The organism is Neobacillus niacini (assembly GCF_031457145.1).
In the GTDB taxonomy this organism is placed as follows: domain Bacteria; phylum Bacillota; class Bacilli; order Bacillales; family Cytobacillaceae; genus Neobacillus; species Neobacillus niacini_J.
The window spans coordinates 633,436-652,194 of the sequence record NZ_JAVDVZ010000002.1 but is presented as its reverse complement, the minus strand read 5'-3'; the positions used below and the strand labels follow the sequence as shown (position 1 = coordinate 652,194).

Annotated in this window: 20 protein-coding genes; 15 read left to right on the top strand and 5 right to left on the bottom strand. The window is 36.9% G+C overall.

From position 1 onward, the window contains the following. Positions 1 to 210: 210 nt before the first annotated feature. The 4 genes from mecA (at position 211) to pepF (ending at position 5,716) form a co-directional block, all read left to right on the top strand. Positions 211 to 879 carry an adaptor protein MecA gene (gene mecA, locus J2Y03_RS08005; RefSeq protein ID WP_132085559.1) on the top strand — a complete coding sequence of 223 codons (669 nt, stop codon included), beginning with the start codon at positions 211 to 213 and terminating at the stop codon, positions 877 to 879. Between the two features lie 69 nt (positions 880 to 948). Continuing rightward, positions 949 to 2,460 carry a cardiolipin synthase gene (cls, locus tag J2Y03_RS08000; protein ID WP_310193033.1) on the top strand — a complete coding sequence of 504 codons (1,512 nt, stop codon included), beginning with the start codon at positions 949 to 951 and terminating at the stop codon, positions 2,458 to 2,460. Positions 2,461 to 2,561: 101 nt separating this feature from the next. Further along, a complete protein-coding gene (locus tag J2Y03_RS07995) occupies positions 2,562 to 3,761 on the top strand; it encodes a competence protein CoiA (protein ID WP_310192661.1) in 1,200 nt (399 codons plus the stop codon). A gap of 134 nt (positions 3,762 to 3,895) precedes the next feature. After that, positions 3,896 to 5,716: an oligoendopeptidase F gene (gene pepF, locus J2Y03_RS07990; RefSeq protein ID WP_310192657.1), complete on the top strand. Its 1,821-nt coding sequence runs from the start codon at positions 3,896 to 3,898 to the stop codon at positions 5,714 to 5,716. 480 nt (positions 5,717 to 6,196) lie between these two features. On the opposite strand, the gene J2Y03_RS07985 is transcribed toward pepF, so the two are convergent. The 3 genes from J2Y03_RS07985 to J2Y03_RS07975 form a co-directional block, all read right to left on the bottom strand. Beyond that, positions 6,197 to 7,063 carry a ClpXP adapter SpxH family protein gene (locus J2Y03_RS07985; protein WP_310192654.1) on the bottom strand — a complete coding sequence of 289 codons (867 nt, stop codon included), beginning with the start codon at positions 7,061 to 7,063 and terminating at the stop codon, positions 6,197 to 6,199. Beyond that, entirely contained in the window at positions 7,060 to 7,467 is a 408-nt protein-coding gene (locus tag J2Y03_RS07980) for a globin domain-containing protein (RefSeq protein WP_310192653.1), read from the bottom strand. Before J2Y03_RS07980 ends, J2Y03_RS07985 begins: the two co-directional genes overlap by 4 nt. Positions 7,468 to 7,550: 83 nt before the next feature. Then, on the bottom strand, positions 7,551 to 8,129 hold the full coding sequence (locus tag J2Y03_RS07975; protein ID WP_310192650.1) for a CYTH domain-containing protein: 579 nt from the start codon (positions 8,127 to 8,129) through the stop codon (positions 7,551 to 7,553). Between the two features lie 122 nt (positions 8,130 to 8,251). Here J2Y03_RS07975 and J2Y03_RS07970 point away from each other — a divergent pair, with 122 nt between their 5' ends. From J2Y03_RS07970 to J2Y03_RS07955, 4 genes are read left to right on the top strand one after another with little or no spacing between them, the layout of a single operon-like run. Further along, positions 8,252 to 8,611 (top strand): UPF0738 family protein, encoded by a 360-nt coding sequence (locus J2Y03_RS07970; RefSeq protein WP_132085569.1) that lies wholly within the window; start codon positions 8,252 to 8,254, stop codon positions 8,609 to 8,611. A gap of 30 nt (positions 8,612 to 8,641) precedes the next feature. Next, entirely contained in the window at positions 8,642 to 9,280 is a 639-nt protein-coding gene (yjbM, locus tag J2Y03_RS07965) for a GTP diphosphokinase (protein WP_132085571.1), read from the top strand. A gap of 41 nt (positions 9,281 to 9,321) precedes the next feature. After that, on the top strand, positions 9,322 to 10,122 hold the full coding sequence (locus J2Y03_RS07960) for an NAD kinase (RefSeq protein ID WP_132085573.1): 801 nt from the start codon (positions 9,322 to 9,324) through the stop codon (positions 10,120 to 10,122). Positions 10,123 to 10,143: 21 nt separating this feature from the next. Further along, a complete protein-coding gene (locus J2Y03_RS07955) occupies positions 10,144 to 11,040 on the top strand; it encodes an RluA family pseudouridine synthase (protein WP_310192646.1) in 897 nt (298 codons plus the stop codon). An 84-nt stretch (positions 11,041 to 11,124) separates the two neighbouring features. On the opposite strand, the gene prpE is transcribed toward J2Y03_RS07955, so the two are convergent. Continuing rightward, the gene (gene prpE / locus J2Y03_RS07950; protein WP_310192643.1) at positions 11,125 to 11,865 is read right to left on the bottom strand and encodes a bis(5'-nucleosyl)-tetraphosphatase PrpE; all 741 of its coding nucleotides are present in this window, start codon (positions 11,863 to 11,865) and stop codon (positions 11,125 to 11,127) included. Positions 11,866 to 11,940: 75 nt separating this feature from the next. Here prpE and J2Y03_RS07945 point away from each other — a divergent pair, with 75 nt between their 5' ends. From J2Y03_RS07945 to J2Y03_RS07935, 3 genes are all read left to right on the top strand, one after another. Beyond that, complete coding sequence (locus J2Y03_RS07945; RefSeq protein WP_310192641.1) at positions 11,941 to 13,788, top strand: monovalent cation:proton antiporter family protein; 1,848 nt, start codon at positions 11,941 to 11,943, stop codon at positions 13,786 to 13,788. Between the two features lie 114 nt (positions 13,789 to 13,902). Next, a complete protein-coding gene (gene fabI, locus J2Y03_RS07940) occupies positions 13,903 to 14,673 on the top strand; it encodes an enoyl-ACP reductase FabI (RefSeq protein ID WP_310192638.1) in 771 nt (256 codons plus the stop codon). Positions 14,674 to 14,789: 116 nt separating this feature from the next. Further along, entirely contained in the window at positions 14,790 to 15,386 is a 597-nt protein-coding gene (locus J2Y03_RS07935) for a CotO family spore coat protein (protein WP_310192635.1), read from the top strand. A 49-nt stretch (positions 15,387 to 15,435) separates the two neighbouring features. On the opposite strand, the gene J2Y03_RS07930 is transcribed toward J2Y03_RS07935, so the two are convergent. Further along, on the bottom strand, positions 15,436 to 15,945 hold the full coding sequence (locus J2Y03_RS07930; protein WP_310192633.1) for a CotY/CotZ family spore coat protein: 510 nt from the start codon (positions 15,943 to 15,945) through the stop codon (positions 15,436 to 15,438). A 126-nt stretch (positions 15,946 to 16,071) separates the two neighbouring features. Here J2Y03_RS07930 and J2Y03_RS07925 point away from each other — a divergent pair, with 126 nt between their 5' ends. The 4 genes from J2Y03_RS07925 to spoVAD all read left to right on the top strand — a co-directional run bounded on the left by J2Y03_RS07925 (position 16,072) and on the right by spoVAD (position 18,757). After that, a complete protein-coding gene (locus J2Y03_RS07925; RefSeq protein ID WP_310192631.1) occupies positions 16,072 to 16,422 on the top strand; it encodes a DUF1360 domain-containing protein in 351 nt (116 codons plus the stop codon). Between the two features lie 348 nt (positions 16,423 to 16,770). Further along, positions 16,771 to 17,238, top strand: a complete 468-nt coding sequence (locus J2Y03_RS07920) for a YhcN/YlaJ family sporulation lipoprotein (RefSeq protein ID WP_310192630.1) — start codon at positions 16,771 to 16,773, stop codon at positions 17,236 to 17,238. 16 nt (positions 17,239 to 17,254) lie between these two features. Further along, positions 17,255 to 17,731 (top strand): stage V sporulation protein AC, encoded by a 477-nt coding sequence (gene spoVAC / locus J2Y03_RS07915; protein WP_132085591.1) that lies wholly within the window; start codon positions 17,255 to 17,257, stop codon positions 17,729 to 17,731. Continuing rightward, positions 17,732 to 18,757: a stage V sporulation protein AD gene (gene spoVAD, locus J2Y03_RS07910; RefSeq protein WP_310192627.1), complete on the top strand. Its 1,026-nt coding sequence runs from the start codon at positions 17,732 to 17,734 to the stop codon at positions 18,755 to 18,757. It abuts the gene before it with no gap. Positions 18,758 to 18,759: the final 2 nt, after the last annotated feature.

Below are 18,759 nucleotides of genomic sequence, written 5' to 3'. Positions count from 1 at the left end.
CTAATTAATAGGCAAATGAATGGTTTTTGCAATTTAGAGTAATTTTATTTCCCAATTTGATACTTTTGTCATAAAATGAAGGTACAAGGATTTTTTACTTTTTTTCATAACAACAAATGAATCCTTTCTAACTTGGGTAATTGCTAAAAAGCATTGTCTGCTTGGGGGTATTTAGTCCCTTCAATAGGAAAAAGGAAGGGAGAGGTAAAGATGGAAATCGAAAGAATTAATGAGCATACAGTGAAGTTTTACATCTCTTATGGTGATATAGAAGAACGAGGCTTTGATCGAGAGGAAATTTGGTACAATCGGGAGCGGAGCGAGGAACTATTCTGGGAAATGATGGATGAGGTTCATCATGAGGAAGAGTTTGTTGTGGAAGGACCATTATGGATCCAAGTACAGGCGTTAGAAAAAGGGTTAGAAATTCTTGTAACAAAGGCCCAGGTATCAAAAGATGGACAAAAGTTTGAGCTTCCAATTCCAAATGAAAAACTAAAGGATTTACCTGTAGATAACAATATTGAAGATATCCTGGATCATCATTTTAATCCTGGACATCGTGATGATGATCTTTTACTCGAAGAGGAGTCTTTAGAGTTTTTAATTGCTTTCAAGGATTTTGAAGATGTCATAATGTTATCAAATCGTGGCGGCCTCGATGATTTAATTACCGTGTTGTATAACTTTGAAAATAAATACTATTTATATACTGAGTTTCCTGAAGATTTGTTTGAAGAGGATGAAATTGATGATATTCTAAGTATCCTGCTTGAATATGGATACGAAACACAGTTAACCATCCATCGAATCCAAGAGTATGGTAAAGAAATAATTTCTAAAAATGTTTTTACTGAAATTAGAAAACATTTTAAATAAACGTGCCGATTTCTATTATTGAAATCGGTATTTTTTACATACTTTGATTATTAAATGGCGGTGATTAGACTGAAAAACACAGTAAGGGTTGTTTTGTTTGTGCTCGTTTTATCCATACTTTTGTTTTTCTTTAATGAGTATTTAGATGGCAGCATATTTGGTTTCTTAAGCCTTTTAATCACACTATCTGTCATTTTTATTGCATTTGTAATCTTTCTTGAAAATCGTCATCCGACCCAAACGATTACCTGGTTGGTTGTTTTAGGGAGCTTTCCATTAGTTGGATTCTTTTTCTATTTACTTTTTGGTAGGAATTATCGAAAAGAGAAAATGTATCGGAAAAAGTATTTTCTCGATAAACAAGCTTTTTTAACGGTGGAGGGTGAAAATGACCCGCGAAGTGAAGAAAAACTTAGTTTAATGGGTGAGCACCAAGCAAGACTATTTACTTTGGCACAAAGGTTGGGAAATAGCCCCATATCCTTTGATACTTCGACTAAGGTATTAACCAATGGCGAGGAAACTTTTCATCATATTCTTGAACAATTGGACAGAGCGAGACATCATATTCATATGGAGTATTATATTGTTCGGGATGATCATATCGGGCAAGAAATAAAAAATATCTTAATTAAAAAGGCTGCACAAGGAGTAAAGGTTAGATTCCTATATGATGCAGTAGGTTCTTGGAAATTATCAAAAATGTATATAAATGATTTGAAAAAAGCCGGAATAGAAACGGTTTGTTTTGGTCCTGTAAAACTGCCATTTTTAAATAATAAATTTAATTTCAGAAATCACCGAAAAATTATTGTGATTGATGGGATGATTGGGTTTGTTGGCGGCCTTAATATTGGTGATGAATATTTAGGCAGGAATCAACATTTTGGTTTTTGGCGGGACACCCACTTAATGGTAAGAGGGGAAGCTGTCAGGTCGCTACAGCTCATTTTTTTACAAGACTGGTATTATATGACCAACCATAGCTTTTTAACAGCGGAGTATTTGTCTCCACAAGTAGATGAAGAAAACCATGGAGGAGTCCAGTTAATTGCCGGCGGACCAGATAATGAATGGAGTGTTATAAAAAATATCTTTTTCTCGATGATTACTTCAGCAAAAAAATCTGTTTGGATTGCCTCACCGTACTTTATCCCTGATGAAGACATCTTTTCCGCGATAAAGGTGGCTGCCTTAAGTGGAATTGATGTGAGATTACTTGTACCTAATCGTCCGGATAAACGAATTGTCTTTCATGCCTCACGCTCCTATTTTCCAGAGCTTTTAGAGGCAGGTGTAAAGGTTTACGAATATGAACGTGGGTTTATGCATAGTAAAATCGTGATTGTCGACCATGAGCTTGCTTCCATTGGAACGTCAAATATGGATATGCGTAGTTTTCATTTGAATTTCGAGGTAAATGCCTTTTTATTTCGAACAAAAAGTACTCAAAAGCTTGTGGCGGAATATATCAATGACCTAGAATATGCAAAGCAGCTTGAATTAGCCTCTTTTCGTAAAAGACATATTGGTTTACGATTAATAGAATCAACTGCAAGGTTACTTTCACCGCTTCTTTAAGTTCACAAACTCGTCAAAATGACGAGTTTTCTTTTTGTCTAAAAAAAGGATTTCTTGTCATATAACACGAATGTAAGGAATAAAAGGAGGGTGAGATTCATTTGTTAACGGCACGAACGAAATCAGGAACAATGTTTAGCTTAAGTAACGAATATGAAAAAGAGAAACTATTGATTCTTCGAAACAATGAGAAGTTTACTTGTCCGGTCTGCGGGGAATCAGTATCTCTAAAATTAGGGAATCAACGAATTTACCATTTTGCTCACCGAAGCGGCACAGTTTGCAGCGATTTTCATGAAAGTGAATCCCTTTATCATATAGAAGGAAAACTTCAGCTCTATCAGTGGTTACATATGCAAGGTATTCCTGCAGAATTAGAGTATTATGATTCGATGATTGGACAGCGTCCTGATATCATGTTCCATTTTGGCGGCAGCAGATACGCATTGGAATACCAGTGTTCGCCAATATCGGAAGAAATATTTATTAAGCGAACAGATGCATACTTACAAAATAATTATATTCCTTTCTGGATTATTGGCAGCAAGCATATTAAAGCAAAAAGGAGTAATATTATTTTCTCCTTGTCAAACTTTGATTATTTCTTTTTAAGAAAAGCAGCCCACAGGCAATTGGTACTTCCTTCTTATTGCCCCAAAGAAAAAAGATTTCATATCCTCAGTTCGATTCATCCTTTTTCCATAAAAAATGCAACCGCAAACAGCTTTCTCCTTTCTATTCACAAGACAGGAATTGAAGAAATTCTAGAACCAAAGGTGTTCAATCAATTTAACTTTACGAAATGGGCAAATGAAATGGAGAAATATACGATAAACTGGTCTCTTCATCCTAGTCCGGAATTAAATAGATTTCTTCGCGAGATATATACTCATAACCTCAACTTATATTTACTTCCTCCTGAAATCGGATTACCTGTAAGTCATTCCCTTCTAATTCAAACACCACCTATCATCTGGCAAACTTATTTGTATGTAGATGTTTTCCAGATTAAATCACCTAATTCACTTATTGATTTGAAGGAGGTAGAAAGAAATTTCAATAATAGAATAAAATTGAATGAAATCATCATCAGGAATTTACCACAACTCACGAGTGAAAAACCTTTTATGGCTGTGCAAGAATATTTTCAACTATTGGAGAGATTTGGAGTAATCATAAAAAGGGGCGAATCCCTCTATCAACTCCAAAAAGGGTTCACTATCCCGAATTCTAACCGGGAAAAGGAAGAACGTAAGCAGGAATTTTATCAGAAAAATCGCTCCATTCTTGAAAAAATATAAATGAAATAGTAGTTTGGAGCATAATATAATAGGTAAATCTTATTAAAAATAAAGGAAATAGCAGGAAAAAGGAGAATAATAACAGGGTTATAATTCTTTTCGTAAACCGAAAAATGTTGAATGGAGGAAGAAATATGGCAAACGAAACTACTGCGGTAAAAGCGCTGCCTTCAAGAAATGATATTCCAGTCGAAGATACATGGAGATTAGAAGATATTTTTGCTAGTGATGAAGTATGGGAAAAAGAGTTTCAAGAAGTAAAGAACCAAATTTCAGGGATTAAGGAATTCGAAGGAAAACTTGGTGAGAGTGCTGATACTCTTTATAGTGCTCTGCAATTTCAAGATAAGCTTCTTGAAAGAATCGGCAAGCTTTATACATACGCCCATATGCGCTATGACCAAGACACGACGAATTCTTTTTATCAGGGATTAGATGATAGAATGAAAAACCTTTACTCCCAAGCTGGAAGTCAATTAGCATTCATTGTTCCTGAAATCTTATCACTAGAGGAAGGTAAGGTTAATGGTTTTTTAAATGAAAAATCGGAATTAAAGCTCTATGAGCATGCCATTGAGGAAATTAATCTTCAAAGACCACATGTTTTGTCGGCTGAGCAGGAGGCATTGCTAGCAGAAGCGGGTGAAGTCATGGACGCGTCTAGTAACACCTTCGGAATGTTAAATAACGCTGATTTAAAGTTCCCTTCTGTTAAAGACGAAAATGGTGAAGAGGTTGAGATCACTCATGGACGATACATCCGATTCTTAGAAAGTGGAAAGCAAGAGGTTCGTCGTGATGCCTTTAAAGCGGTTTTCGAAACATATGGAAAGTTCCGAAATACGTTTGCTAGTACGATTAGTGGAAATGTGAAAAAAGATAATTTTAATGCAAGAGTCAGAAAATATAATTCTGCAAGACATGCAGCACTTTCAGCCAATAATATTCCTGAAAGCGTATATGATAATTTAGTTAATACCATAAACGATAATTTACATTTATTGCACCGCTACGTTAAACTCCGGAAAAAGGTGTTAGGGGTAGAAGAACTGCATATGTACGATCTTTATACACCTTTAGTCAAAGATGTGAAAATGGAAATACCGTATAAAGAGGCTGAAGAGCTAGTTGTTAAAGGTCTTGCTCCATTAGGTGAGGAGTATTCACAAATTTTAAAACAAGGTTTTGAGAACCGCTGGGTGGATGTTCACGAAAATAAAGGAAAGCGGAGTGGAGCTTATTCTTCTGGAGCTTATGGAACAAACCCTTACATTCTTATGAATTGGCAAGATAATGTAAATAACTTATTTACACTTGCTCATGAATTTGGACATTCGGTTCATAGCTACTATACTAGAAAAAATCAACCATACCCATATGGAAATTATTCAATCTTTGTGGCGGAAGTTGCCTCCACATGTAATGAAGCACTTTTAAATGATTATTTATTGAAGACGATTGATGACGAACAAAAGAGGATCTATTTATTAAATCATTATTTAGAAGGATTCAGAGGCACTGTATTCCGACAAACTATGTTTGCTGAATATGAGCATATCATTCATCAAAAAGCTCAAAATAATGAGGCGTTGACTGCGGATTCATTAACTAGCGAATATTATGCTTTGAATAAGAAGTATTTTGGAGAAGAGGATATTGTGATTGACGAAGAAATCGGGTTAGAATGGGCTCGAATTCCTCATTTCTATTACAATTATTATGTCTACCAATATGCTACCGGCTTTAGTGCTGCAACAGCATTAAGTAAACAAATCCTAGAGGAAGGGGAGCCTGCTGTTAAACGCTATATTGATTTCTTAAGTTCTGGAAGCTCTGATTATCCAATCGAAGTACTTAAGAAAGCCGGTGTGGATATGACAAGCGCAGACCCAATCAAGGATGCATGTAAGGTGTTTGAAGAAAAGTTAAATGAATTGGAACAGTTGTTATCTTAACAAGTAAAAGGGATGGTACCTGGTGTACCATCCCTTAAAAACCTCTAAATCTTTTTCTGTCATTCAGATAGAAAATTAAAGTAAGGATTCCAATAAAAAAAAGCGGAATGCTAATGATTATTGGGAAGATTTTCATTAAGGCTAGGATATGGAAGAAAAATCCGCCAAAAATAAACAGGATCATGAGGAAAATAGGTAAATTCTTCATTGAAGTGGTCACCTCTTTTTAAAGTTAGGTCAGTTATAGTTTATTGTCCAAAATTGAAAATATGATTTTGACAATTATGTGAAATAACACACAATCATATTGTCAATGGGTTCTAGCTCATGATATATTTTATACGTGAAGTTAATCACAACAAACATATACCCCTTTGTTTGACCGTGAAAAATTTCTCCCATCCCCTTTGTTCGTATTAATAGAAAAAGACCTTGCAGTTAACTGCAAGGTCTTTTCGTATTTTTTTGAAGTGATATTTTCTAGTCTTCAACATAGCGCCAAAATGTCCCATATTTAGCCGGGAGCTGTTCTACCTTTTGAAGTAAAAGTAATTTTTTCATTTCACGCTCAACCTGAGAGATGGTCATATTATAAACGACTGCTATCTCTTTAGAAGCCACTACTTTAAAATACTTCAAAAATGACTCCATCGGCGGAGGTTGATTTTTTACAGGCTGCTCAGACAACATTTCTTCAAGAATTTGTACATAGACTTCGTATGGGTATGATCCCGTAATTTTAATTCCTTCATCCTCTGCATTCTCGTTAAAAAATACAAGAGTTGGAATTTCTTGTACCTCCATTTCAGTGGTGATTTTTAAGTCACACTGAAACGCTTTTGCCGCACTTTCAGAATTAAAATCTGAAATGAATTCTTCGACATCTAAGCCAGCATTATTTGCACAGGATTTAAGCACCTCAAAATGGGAGATGTTTTGTTTATTAATAAAAAGTTTTTCTTGAAGCTTACGTAGAAACCGTATACCAGCTCGTCTCCCTTGCAGTTCCGCTGCCTTTATTGCTATGGAAGCAACATACGGGGAAGCTACAGGATTTTCTAACCAAAGGCTCCCATCACAGGACATTCCTGATCTGCTAGCCGTCTTTTCCCATAAATCTGCTATGACTTCATAATTCTTCTTTTTACTGACATTTAAATTGGTGATACGACCACTTAACACGTGCTTTAGAGAAAAATATTGACCGTATTCGATATGCAGCTTTTTTAAGATAGGCTCAAGTGCCCAACACTCAGGGCATAAAGGATCGATGAACATATATATTTCAAGCGGCTTCTTGTCATAACTAGAGAATTGTGGTTTTGAAATAAATCCTTGGTTACTCACGAATTTTCACCCGATATCTCACTGCCTTCTGGCATATTAATCATATGTTGTGCAGTAAGATAGAGCCTAGAATAAAAATCTTCCCTTAGCGGACCTTCTAGTCCAGTCTTGTCCATCGCTTGTTTCATACAAGAAAGCCATGCTGTTGCACGGGTAGGAGTTATGGGAAAAGGCAAATGTCGTGCACGCATCATAGGGTGACCATGCTCATCCGTATATATTGGAGGTCCTCCCAAATATTGTGTTAAAAATTGCTTTTGTTTTCTAGCAACTTCTGATAAATCATTTGGAAAGATTGGTGCAAGATCAGGATGTTGTGCAACTAGACCATAAAAAGTATCCACAAGGCTATGTAAGATATCCTCGCCTATGGCTTCATATGGAGTAGGCTTTTTCTCATTCAATGTTGACAACTCCTTTAAATATGTTTGTAATTTTATTTTATCAATGGACATTTCATATCTCAAATAAACCGCTTAGGAAAAAATTAACTCGAATGTTTTTGTTGATAAAACCTTGCAATTTTATTTAGTGTTTTCCGTATTGGAATACCATATTGCTTAAGGAGTTCCTGGAAAGCTGATTGCCCAAGTTGAAAATCTTCTACTTCGTATTCGACTTCATAATCTTCATTATTTAAATAAAAGCTATGGTCCAAGACAAGTAGTCCAATTTTGTATGGGAACTCAGCCCTTTTTGTCAATAGAGATCCGAAATATGCAATACTGTTAAAAGAAATATCCAATTGTTCAATACCATCATGAATTTTTCCTGTAGGAAGTTTTCCATATTGAATGGCCGTTTGGAATTCATTTACTGATAAATGTTGAGTGGTTTCTAAAAGACCAACAGTAGCCGGTTGTTTTAATGTCATTTCATAGTGCTCATATTTTTCCCTAATTCTTAGTGCAGAACCTAAATTCTTTAATGCAAAATCAGGTGTGTCAAAGTAGTGATTATTTTGGGTTATGATTTGTTTTTCTTCTACATTAAATTCCTTTAACAGAATTTCATATTCATCTTTTGTGAGGATATTTTTAAATTCAATTTCAATGGTTTCGCTCATTATGATCCATTCCTTTCAATTCATACCTTTATTGTATCTTAGCTGTTGTTCGAACCGCAATTTCCTGGGAGAAATGGATAGATTATGCTAAAATGGTAGAGTGAATGATGGAGGTAATAATGATGAATAAAAGAATATCAATTGATAAAGCAAATTTTAAGGATAGAAAATTACTTTTACAGGCAAGTGAGTCGATTAACGGTTTAATCCCATCTGAACAAATTCTTGTTGACTCTAAACAATTTTCATTTGTTTATTTAATGGATCATCCAGAGGGTTATACATATATCGACATTCCAGAACCAATATGGCCATTATTAAAAAGGACATTAGCAGAAAAAACACAAGTTTGGATCCAATTTGAGGATGAAGAATTGGAGTTAACTAATTTTTATGAAGAATTAGTTGACCTTTTAAACAACATAAAAGGAAATAGTAATTATGGTGAAGAGATGGTCGCAAAAGTAGAAGTGAATTTTTAAACATATTTTAGTTTTCATTGAGGTGGCATGATGAAGCATTGGGACCAATTTTTAGCTCCATATAAACAAGCTGTATCAGAGCTGAAAATAAAATTAAAGGGAATGAGGGGGCAATTTGAGCTGGATTCAAGTCATTCACCTATTGAATTTGTGACTGGCAGAGTTAAGCCGATTGCAAGTATCCTTGATAAGGCAAATCAAAAAGGAATTCCACTAGATAAATTAGAAGAGGAACTGCAAGACATTGCTGGAATGCGGATCATGTGTCAATTCGTAGACGATATTCATCGGGTTGTAAGCTTATTAAGAAACCGAAATGATCTGGAAATCGTTGAAGAGAGAGATTATATTTCACACAAAAAAACAAGTGGATATCGCTCTTATCATGTTGTAATTCAGTATCCGGTCCAAACGATACATGGAGAAAAAAAGATTCTTGCTGAAATACAAATAAGAACTCTAGCCATGAACTTTTGGGCAACAATTGAACATACTTTAAGTTATAAGTATAAAGGGATTTTCCCGACTGATATCCAAATGAGGTTACAACGTGCTGCGGAAGCTGCATTTCGCTTAGATGAAGAAATGTCCTTAATTCGTGGTGAAATTCAAGATGCACAAGCATTTTTTACAAGGAATAAAGAGTTTAAGCAAGAGGAAAAAAGTTGATAGAGGCTTTGTAAGCATTTCAGTACGAGGAGAAAACAATTATGAAATTTGCGATTACATCCAAAGGAGATCAGAAATCGAATATCTTGATGCATAAAATGCGGACATATTTACTCGATTTTGATCTGATTTACGATGAGGACCAGCCAGATATAGTTGTTTCTATCGGCGGTGATGGGACACTTCTTTATGCTTTCCACCGATACAGCAGCCGCTTGGATAAGACCGCTTTTGTCGGAATTCATACCGGGCATCTCGGCTTTTATGCTGATTGGACCCCTGATGAGATTGAAAAATTAGTCATTGCCATCGCCAAAACACCTTACCAAGTGGTGGAATATCCCTTAATTGAAGTGATTATTCGTTATCAGCATGCAGGTAAGGAGTCAAGATACCTTGCTCTAAACGAATCCACTGTCAAAAGTGTAGAAGGGACATTGGTTATGGATGTGGAAATTCGCGGACAGCAATTTGAACGGTTCCGAGGCGATGGATTATGTGTATCTACCCCATCTGGCAGTACTGCTTACAATAAAGCACTTGGAGGGGCAATTATCCATCCATCCATATCTGCCTTACAGGTCGCTGAAATGGCGTCAATTAACAATCGCGTGTTTCGGACTGTTGGATCGCCTCTAATCTTGCCATCCCATCATACTTGTATGTTGAAACCAGTGAATCATGTTGACTTTCAAGTAACAGTTGATCATCTTACCTTGCTTCATAAGGATGTAAAATCAATTCAGTTTAGGGTTCCAGACGAAAAAATCCGCTTTGCTCGTTTTCGTCCATTTCCTTTTTGGAAGAGAGTCCATGATTCTTTTATTTCTGATTCGGACTAATCAAGAGCTCGAGGAGACAATATGAATTCACGTTTTCAACTTCAGTGGGAAGTTAATCCATTACAGGCCGGTCAAACAATCAAAGAATTCCTGAAAGAAGAGGAAATATCTCGGATTGCCCTAACGGATATAAAATTCAGGGGCGGGAACATATTGGTAAATGGCATAGAAGTGAATGTTCGGTATGTGTTAAAGGAAAGTGAAACCTTAACTATTATCTTTCCTCCTGAAAATCCAAGTGAAGGAATAGTAGGAGAAAGAATCCCATTAACAATTCTATTTGAAGACCAATACCTACTAGTGGTAAACAAACCAGCGGGAATGAGTACCATTCCATCGAGGGAGCATCCAACAGGCAGTTTGGCAAATGCCTTGGTTGGTTACTATGAAGAAATTGGTCTCAGAGCAACCGCACATATTGTTACCCGTTTGGACCGGGATACATCTGGAATTGTATTAATTGCAAAACATCGGCATATACATCATTTATTTAGCAAGCAGCAACAAAAAGGGCATGTTAATAGAACCTATGAAGCATTCGCTGAAGGAAGTCTTAAGCATGAGAATGGATCGATTGAGGAACCGATTGGAAGAAAGAGTGACAGTATAATTGAAAGAGAAGTACGCAGTGATGGTCAATATGCGTGTACCGATTACAAAGTGCTAAATAGGTATAGCGAATTTACTCATGTTGAATTACAGTTAAAAACTGGAAGAACTCATCAAATACGTGTTCACATGTCATTTATAGGTCACCCATTATTGGGAGATGACTTATATGGAGGCAGTCTATTGCTAATTGAGCGTCAAGCCCTCCATTGTAAAAAGATTCGTTTTCCTCACCCTTTTAGTGGTATAAATATGCATTTCACAGCACCTCTTCCATTCGATATGAATGAATTAAGTAAACAAGGCTGACTTTTTAAAAGGTCAGCCTTAATTGCGTAATTTGATGATTTCCTAGGAAATTTGTCGATATACTTAGGCTTATTTTCCCTATTTTTAAGTAAAGTCTTTAAATTTTTCTGCTATGTATGGCATAGTAGAATCTACAGAAACAATTTCCATCTCTGGGTATCGAAGAACAGTAAGCTTTCCACCAAAAACAGCTCCAGTATCAATATTATATGTATTATTGATTATTCTGGGTTCTCTCACAGGTGTGTGACCGTAAACAATAATAGCTTTACCTGTATACTGTTTGGCCCAATCTCTTCTAACAGGAGAACCATCAGGGTGCTTTTCGCCAGTAATATCTCCATATAAGACAAAGGTCTTCACTTTTGAGTTTGTCTTTCCGATAAATTCTTCTTTTATTCCAGCGTGTGCGATAACAAGCCTATTTTGGTCTAATACTAAATGAAGCGGAGATTTTTCATATAGGTCAATGAAATTGTTTCGGATGGAATGCTGCTCTTTTTTGGGTAGTGATTTATACTCAGCAACGGTTGTTTCAAGTCCATGGGTTTCCTGAACCTTATTTCCAAGAAAGTAGCGATACAATTTATTGCAATGGTTTCCAGGTGTGTAAAAAGCCTTCTTTTGCTGTATTACAAGTCTCCAAACTATTTCAGCTACTTTTAGAGAAGAAGGTCCGCGGTCGGTTAAATCCCCAACAAATCCTAGTAGTCGATTATCGGGGTGAACGGGAATCCCGTCTTCCCATTTGTAACCACATTTCTTTGTAAGAGCTTCGAATTCTGGTAAACAGCCATGTATATCACCGATAATATCAATTTTCATTGAAGTAGTTCCCCCTTTAAATATATTTTTTGCCCGGGTTCACGTTTTTATTAGAGAAAAAAAGGAGGTTGATTTATGGAACAGCATGCTTCTGTAATATCTTTATTAATAGTAGTGACAGTTGCCTTCGTAACGCCAATTCTACTGCACCGGTTAAAATTAAATTATATCCCTGTTGTGGTTGCAGAGATCATTATGGGGCTGGTGTTTGGGCAAAGCGGTTTCAATGTCGTCCATGAAGATATGTGGTTATCAACGCTATCTACACTAGGTTTTATTTTTTTGATGTTTCTTAGCGGATTAGAAATTGATTTTACTGCCTTCACGGGGGGAAAGGAAAATAATAAACTTCCTAGTGGCAAAAAAGAACCGAACACCTTTTTGGTCGCAACGATTATTTTTATAGGGATATTTGTTTTTTCACTAGGTTTATCCTATTTGTTTGTCTTCGCTGGGTTTATTGACAATGCTTTTTTAATGACTCTTATTATATCAACGATTTCTCTAGGGGTCGTTGTACCAACATTAAAAGAAGCAAATCTGATGAAATCTAATATCGGACAAATTATTTTATTAATTGCTGTCGTGGCAGATTTGGTCACGATGATCCTTCTGGCAATTTTTGTATCTATCTATGACAAGGGTCAGGGTAATACCTGGCTGCTATTGATTTTGTTTGCAGCAGGAGTAGTCTTGTATTTTGTAGGAAAAAGGTTTAAAAATCGACCTTTACTCGAATCATTGTCAAGAGGGACAGTGCAAATCGGTACCCGTGCAGTCTTTATGCTGATTATCGTATTAGTGGGGCTTTCAGAAAGCGTAGGTGCAGAAAACATACTCGGTGCATTTCTTGCTGGGGTACTGGTTTCTCTCCTATCCCCAAATCAGGAATTGGTTCATAAACTTGATTCCTTTGGGTATGGTTTTTTAATACCAATCTTTTTTGTGATGATTGGGGTGGAGCTTGATATATGGTCGCTATTTGCGGATAAAAAGCTATTGCTATTAATACCGCTTTTATTAATTGGACTCTTAATTTCCAAAATTGTCCCCGTTTATTTGTTGAAAATATGGTACGATACGAAAACTGTTCTTGCTTCGGGTTTTTTATTAACTTCCACACTATCTTTAGTTATCGCAGCGGCGACGATTGGAGAGCGTATGAAGGTGATTACTACGGAGATGAGTGGAACACTGATTTTGGTTGCTGTCATCACCTCCATATTTACGCCGATTGCTTTTAAGAAATTGTTTCCTAAAGAAGTAGCTATTGATCGAAAACTAAGCATTGCTTTTTTAGGAGCAAACCAGGTGACACTCCCTGTTTCAAGGGAGTTAAAGTCAGGCTTATACGAAACGACCTTGTACCACACTAAAATGGATAAATCAGATAAATTGTCTTCAAATTCATTATTCGATATTGTTGAGATTCCTGATTATTCCTTGGATACAATTGAAAAGAATAAAATATTTCAAGCGGATATTATCGTTATATCTACAGGTGATGTTCAAATAAATGCAAAATTGTCTTTAAAAGCGAAAGAAATGAATGTATCAAGGGTCATTGCCCGGATTGAAAATCCCGAAATTGAGCAAAGCCTGAGGGAAAATGAAATTGAAGTTTTCTCGTCCTTCATGTCAACAAAAACATTGCTGCGTGCTCTAATCGAAACTCCGAGTGTCATTAACATCTTAACAAATCAAGAGACCTCACTATATGAAATAAGAATGAAAAATGAACAGTTCGATGGCATGACCTTAAGGAGGTTCCCGTTTACCGGGGATGTTATCTTTGTCCGGATTTTTCGTGGAAAAGATTCGCTTGTTCCTCACGGTGACACGGAGCTGCTTTTAAATGACCGTTTGATTGTAACGGGATCTAAAGAATATGTAGATGAGTTGAAAAGAGAACTGGAATTCTAATAAGATAAACTCGTGGTAAGCTGTTACTTTTCATTTTTTAGTAAATAGTGTAATATTAGTACCAAGTACTAATAACTAATATAATAATGTATCAAGTGGGAGGACTTTTTCTTTATGAATCTTTCTTTAAATGGAAAAACATATGTGGTAATGGGTGTTGCTAATAAGCGCAGTATTGCTTGGGGAATTGCTCGTTCATTACACATTGCAGGTGCGCGTTTAATCTTTACTTATGCTGGTGACAGACTTGAAGGGAATGTCCGTGAATTAGCTGAATCCTTGCAAGCAGAAGGTACTTTAGTGCTACCATGTGATGTAACAAGTGATGAAGAAGTGGCTAAATGCTTTGCTGAGATTAAAGCAACTGTTGGAACGATCCATGGTATTGCACACTGTATCGCTTTTGCGAACAAAGAAGAATTAAAAGGTGACTATTTGAACACCACAAGAGAGGGCTTCTTGTTAGCACATAATATCAGTGCCTATTCTTTAACTGCTGTGGCGAAAGAAGCTAAAGGATTGATGGTTGATGGCGGTAGTATTGTGACCTTAACGTACCTCGGCGGGGAGCGTGCATTGCCAAATTATAATGTAATGGGTGTAGCAAAAGCTTCTCTTGATGCCAGCGTACGCTACTTAGCTGCAGACTTAGGAAAAGAAGGAATTCGTGTTAATTCCATCTCTGCTGGTCCAATTCGTACATTATCAGCCAAAGGGGTTGGCGATTTTAACGAGATTACGAAAGTAGTTGAAGAGAGAGCGCCATTACGAAGAGCTACAACAACTGAAGAAGTTGGAGATACTGCTTTATTCCTTTTTAGTGACCTTTCAAGAGGCATAACTGGCGAGAATATTCACGTTGACTCAGGATATCACATTTTATAATTGTAAAGCCCGCTAATAATTGATTAGCGGGCTTTTTCTATGGCGATTTTTATGAACGAGGATAGGCAATTTGCATACATATAGAGTGTAGGGCTAGGTAAATGGAGGTGAATTGGGTGGAGAAAAACACAAAAAAGGGACCGTTATTATATGTCTCTCAGACTTTTCTAAATACACCTGTAAAAAATAATCAGGAAGTATTTACAAATAGGCAGGAGGTCCAGCTGCCAATCGAAGAACCACAGCTAGAGGAGGAAAGTGACAAGAAAAAAGTTTTGGAAAGTGACAAGAAAAAAGTTTTGGAAAGTGACAAGGAAAAAGTCTTGGAAAGTGACAAGGAAAAAGTTTTGGAAAGTGACAAGGAAAAAGTCTTTGAGGTTTCACTGGCTAATACTGATTTACCTAAACGATCTAAGATAAAAGAAGTAAAAGAGAAGAATAAAGCTCAAACAAATCAAGAAAAACAACGTACATTCAATCGGGTAAAAGGCTTTAAGGAAATGAACCTTATCGAGCGTTTGAAATACCTGGCTAACTTCCCTAAAGCAATGCCGCCTGTTCCATGCGTTTTTTATACAGTAGAAAAGAATTATCAGGGTTATTTAGTTGAATACAACGAACAAGAAATAACCATTAGAATTCCAAATCAAACAACAGAAACCATACCAGTCCAAAATTTAAAAGATATCATTATGATTGGAATAAAAAGATAAACAAAAAAAGCCAGCCGGGTTATCGACTGGCTCATTTTAATCTGAAATACTAATCGCAAATACCAAGGTCTACATCAGCAATACATTGTATTGCACAGAAACAATTTAAATCAACTGTAATACAGTCATTGGTAGAACGGAAACGGTTAACCTTACAAACTCTTTCAAGGTTAATACAGCATTTTTCTCCGCCTCCAACGAGATTTACCGGCATAAATCCTCCATCGTCCCTGCGTCCTGGTTCTAAAACACGAAGTGTTGCACAGCAATTATCATATACATCTTCAACGCGGAAGAAAATTGAAACGCATGCACCGTTTGTGGGGCTAAAGAACGCGTGGAATGGTGAACCATCAGCGTTTTTTAAAACAAATACACGAGTATCAGCACGATCTCTAGCTGGTGAAACCAATGTACCAAGTGGTTCCAAGAAACAACTTGGGCAATCTAAGCAATCATCATCTTGTATAGCATTATCCTGGATTTCTTTAATAGCACGAACAACATCGCATACACAGCCGTTGTTGCTGGGTGAATCACTATTTCTGCCACAACCCATTAATTACTCCTCCAATCCGTGATATATATCTTACATTACTAACATATTTCAACATCGCCAATTGGGTAACGGACAATCGCCTTTTTGAATTAAATTAGGCTAGAAATAAGGAAAGGACAAGAATCTATGAACATTGATCTATTGGATTTTATGATATTGACATTAGCCTGTTTCCGGCTAACCAGGCTATTTGTCTTTGATAAAATAACAGAGTTTATCCGTGATCCGTTCTTTGATGAAGTAGAAGAAGAAACGGAGGAGGGGACAATCGAAACATATTATGTTCCGAAGGGGACACCAGTAAAAAAATTCTTTGGGGAGCTGCTTAGTTGTTATTGGTGTACAGGCGTATGGACATCGGTATTTGTGGTAGCAGGATACCTTTTGTTACCGGTAATATTCGTCCCCACTATTCTTGTATTTGCTGTAGCCGGTTTAGCCGCAATAGTGGAAACCTTAGTCCAGCTATGGTTATAGAAAATTTAGTTGAAATAGTCGTCCGCCTTAGACAAGGTTGTCAAGGTCTCATATCTTAGAGTAGGAGAAATATTGATATGGGAGTTGTGAAAAAATGAATAATCAAAATAAGAAAACTCAAACAACAAAATCCTCTCAAACGAAAAAGCAAGGTAGGAAAAAAGGCTGCGGCTGTAATAAAAAAACTCAAAAATAATCATTTAAAACTGCCAGTCTTTTGGCGGTTTTTCTTTTTGAAAAAAGTATTTATAAATAAAGTTTTTACAAGCTAGTCATAATTTAGGTTAAACTCGAAAAAACTATATTATAGTGGGTATTCCTATAATTCGGCTAAGGGAAGGAAATAAAATGGTCTACATAATACGTCTAATGTTAATTGCTTGTGTGCTCTTTATGGGTTCCTGTAGTCAAGATCAAAAAGTGAAGGATAGCCAACTGGCTCTCATGAAAACGACCAATCCTAACCCGACTGTTACAGCAAAAAATAAAGGCAAGGACAATGCAATAAACATTGAAAAGGAAGTAAGCAGTTTTGATGAAATCTATGATGTGGCAGTGGTGAAGGGAAAAAAAGCAACACTTGTAGTATATAAGGTGAAGCATATGAAGCGATTCAAAATGAAAAAAATTGAAAAAGATTTAAACAAAACGCTGGAAGAACATTTCCCGAAGGAAAATTTTACTGTGTCGAGTGACTATAAGGTATTTTTAGAAGCTGTTCGGCTCGTTGAAAGGAAGAATAATGGAACCCTTTCCGATAAGAAGGCTGAGAAACGGTTAAACGAAATCGTTAAAATGACAGGGGATATGAAGTGAGAAGGGATGAATAAAGATGGCAAGCAAGCAGAAAAATATGACTCCTCAGCAGCAGAATTATCAGCAACTTCAACAAAAGCATGAACTGAAACGACCTGTTTTAAAGAATTGTATTAAGGCCTTTTGGGTAGGCGGGCTGATTTGTGTTGTTGGCCAGGCTATTAGTTATTTCTATATTTACTTTTTCGACTTTACTGAACAGAGTGTGGGTAATCCAACCGTTGCGACAATGGTGTTCCTATCCATGCTGCTAACCGGTTTCGGTATTTATGACCGCCTTGGACAATTTGCTGGCGCGGGAAGTGCAGTGCCCGTCACTGGATTTGGGAATGCAGTAATTTCTGCCGCAATCGAGCACAGGACAGAAGGATTTGTATTAGGTGTTGGAGGAAATATGTTTAAACTTGCTGGTTCGGTTATTCTTTTTGGAGTATTCTCTGCGTTTGTTGTTGCGCTGATTAAAACGTTACTGGGAATGTGGGGGGTTTTGTAATTGTTAAAAGGGCATCAATCTTGGGTCTTTCATAACCGGCCAATGATAGCGGCAACCGGAGTTTCCGGTGGTCCATTTGAGGCAAATGGTAACCTAGCCAATGACTTTGATATTTTACATGAAGATTTATGGATGGGGATGGATTCATACGAAAAGGCACAACGAGTGCTGCTGGAAGAAGCAATAAGGACTACATTAGCGAAAGCAAAAATGGAGAAAGAAAAAATAGAATTTTTATTTGCAGGAGATTTAATTAATCAAATCACACCAACCAGCTTTGCCGCGAGGACTATGCAAATACCTTATTTTGGTCTTTTTGGTGCATGCTCAACTTCAATGGAAGGGTTGGCGTTAGCGTCCTTTGTTGTTAACAGCCAAGGCGCTAGAAACGTTTTAACAGGTGCCTCAAGCCATAATGCTGCAACTGAAAAACAATTCAGATACCCAACTGAGTATGGAGGACAGAAACCGCCTACAGCTCAATGGACAGTTACAGGTGCTGGGATTGCACTTGTTACAGAAAATCAAGCAGGTCAGCAGCTGCCTGTAACGACATCTGCGACAATCGGAAAAGTTATTGACATGGGATTGTCTGATCCTTTTAATATGGGTGGTGCCATGGCACCTGCCGCGGCTGATACGATTATGGCTCATTTTCGGGATATGGAAATAGATCCTTCTTACTATGATCTAATCATTACTGGTGATTTAGGAAGAATCGGGCATGATACAGCCTTTGAATTACTAGGCAAGAGTGGAATCAAATTAGAACGGAAACAATTCCAAGATTGTGGGCTGTTAATTTATAAGGATGATCAGCCAGTTCAGGCTGGGGCCAGTGGTGCAGGATGCTCAGCAACAGTCGTATACGGTCATTTACTAAATCAAATGAAAAAGGGGATTTATAAGAGGATATTAGTTGTTGCAACAGGTGCTTTGTTGTCGCCTCTTAGTTTTCAACAAAAGGAATCCATTCCATGTATTGCACATGCGGTGGCGATTGAAATGAATGAAGAGGGAAGGTAATG

Coding starts and splice junctions, on each gene's coding strand:
- J2Y03_RS07930 (WP_310192633.1), bottom strand. CDS start 15,945: ATGGGTTGTGGCAGAAATAGTGATTCACCCAGCAACAACGGCTGTGTA.
- J2Y03_RS07955 (WP_310192646.1), top strand. CDS start 10,144: ATGAATTCACGTTTTCAACTTCAGTGGGAAGTTAATCCATTACAGGCC.
- J2Y03_RS07925 (WP_310192631.1), top strand. CDS start 16,072: ATGAACATTGATCTATTGGATTTTATGATATTGACATTAGCCTGTTTC.
- fabI (WP_310192638.1), top strand. CDS start 13,903: ATGAATCTTTCTTTAAATGGAAAAACATATGTGGTAATGGGTGTTGCT.
- mecA (WP_132085559.1), top strand. CDS start 211: ATGGAAATCGAAAGAATTAATGAGCATACAGTGAAGTTTTACATCTCT.
- spoVAC (WP_132085591.1), top strand. CDS start 17,255: ATGGCAAGCAAGCAGAAAAATATGACTCCTCAGCAGCAGAATTATCAG.
- J2Y03_RS07960 (WP_132085573.1), top strand. CDS start 9,322: ATGAAATTTGCGATTACATCCAAAGGAGATCAGAAATCGAATATCTTG.
- J2Y03_RS07970 (WP_132085569.1), top strand. CDS start 8,252: ATGAATAAAAGAATATCAATTGATAAAGCAAATTTTAAGGATAGAAAA.
- J2Y03_RS07975 (WP_310192650.1), bottom strand. CDS start 8,129: ATGAGCGAAACCATTGAAATTGAATTTAAAAATATCCTCACAAAAGAT.
- J2Y03_RS07945 (WP_310192641.1), top strand. CDS start 11,941: ATGGAACAGCATGCTTCTGTAATATCTTTATTAATAGTAGTGACAGTT.
- J2Y03_RS07920 (WP_310192630.1), top strand. CDS start 16,771: ATGGTCTACATAATACGTCTAATGTTAATTGCTTGTGTGCTCTTTATG.
- yjbM (WP_132085571.1), top strand. CDS start 8,642: ATGAAGCATTGGGACCAATTTTTAGCTCCATATAAACAAGCTGTATCA.
- prpE (WP_310192643.1), bottom strand. CDS start 11,865: ATGAAAATTGATATTATCGGTGATATACATGGCTGTTTACCAGAATTC.
- pepF (WP_310192657.1), top strand. CDS start 3,896: ATGGCAAACGAAACTACTGCGGTAAAAGCGCTGCCTTCAAGAAATGAT.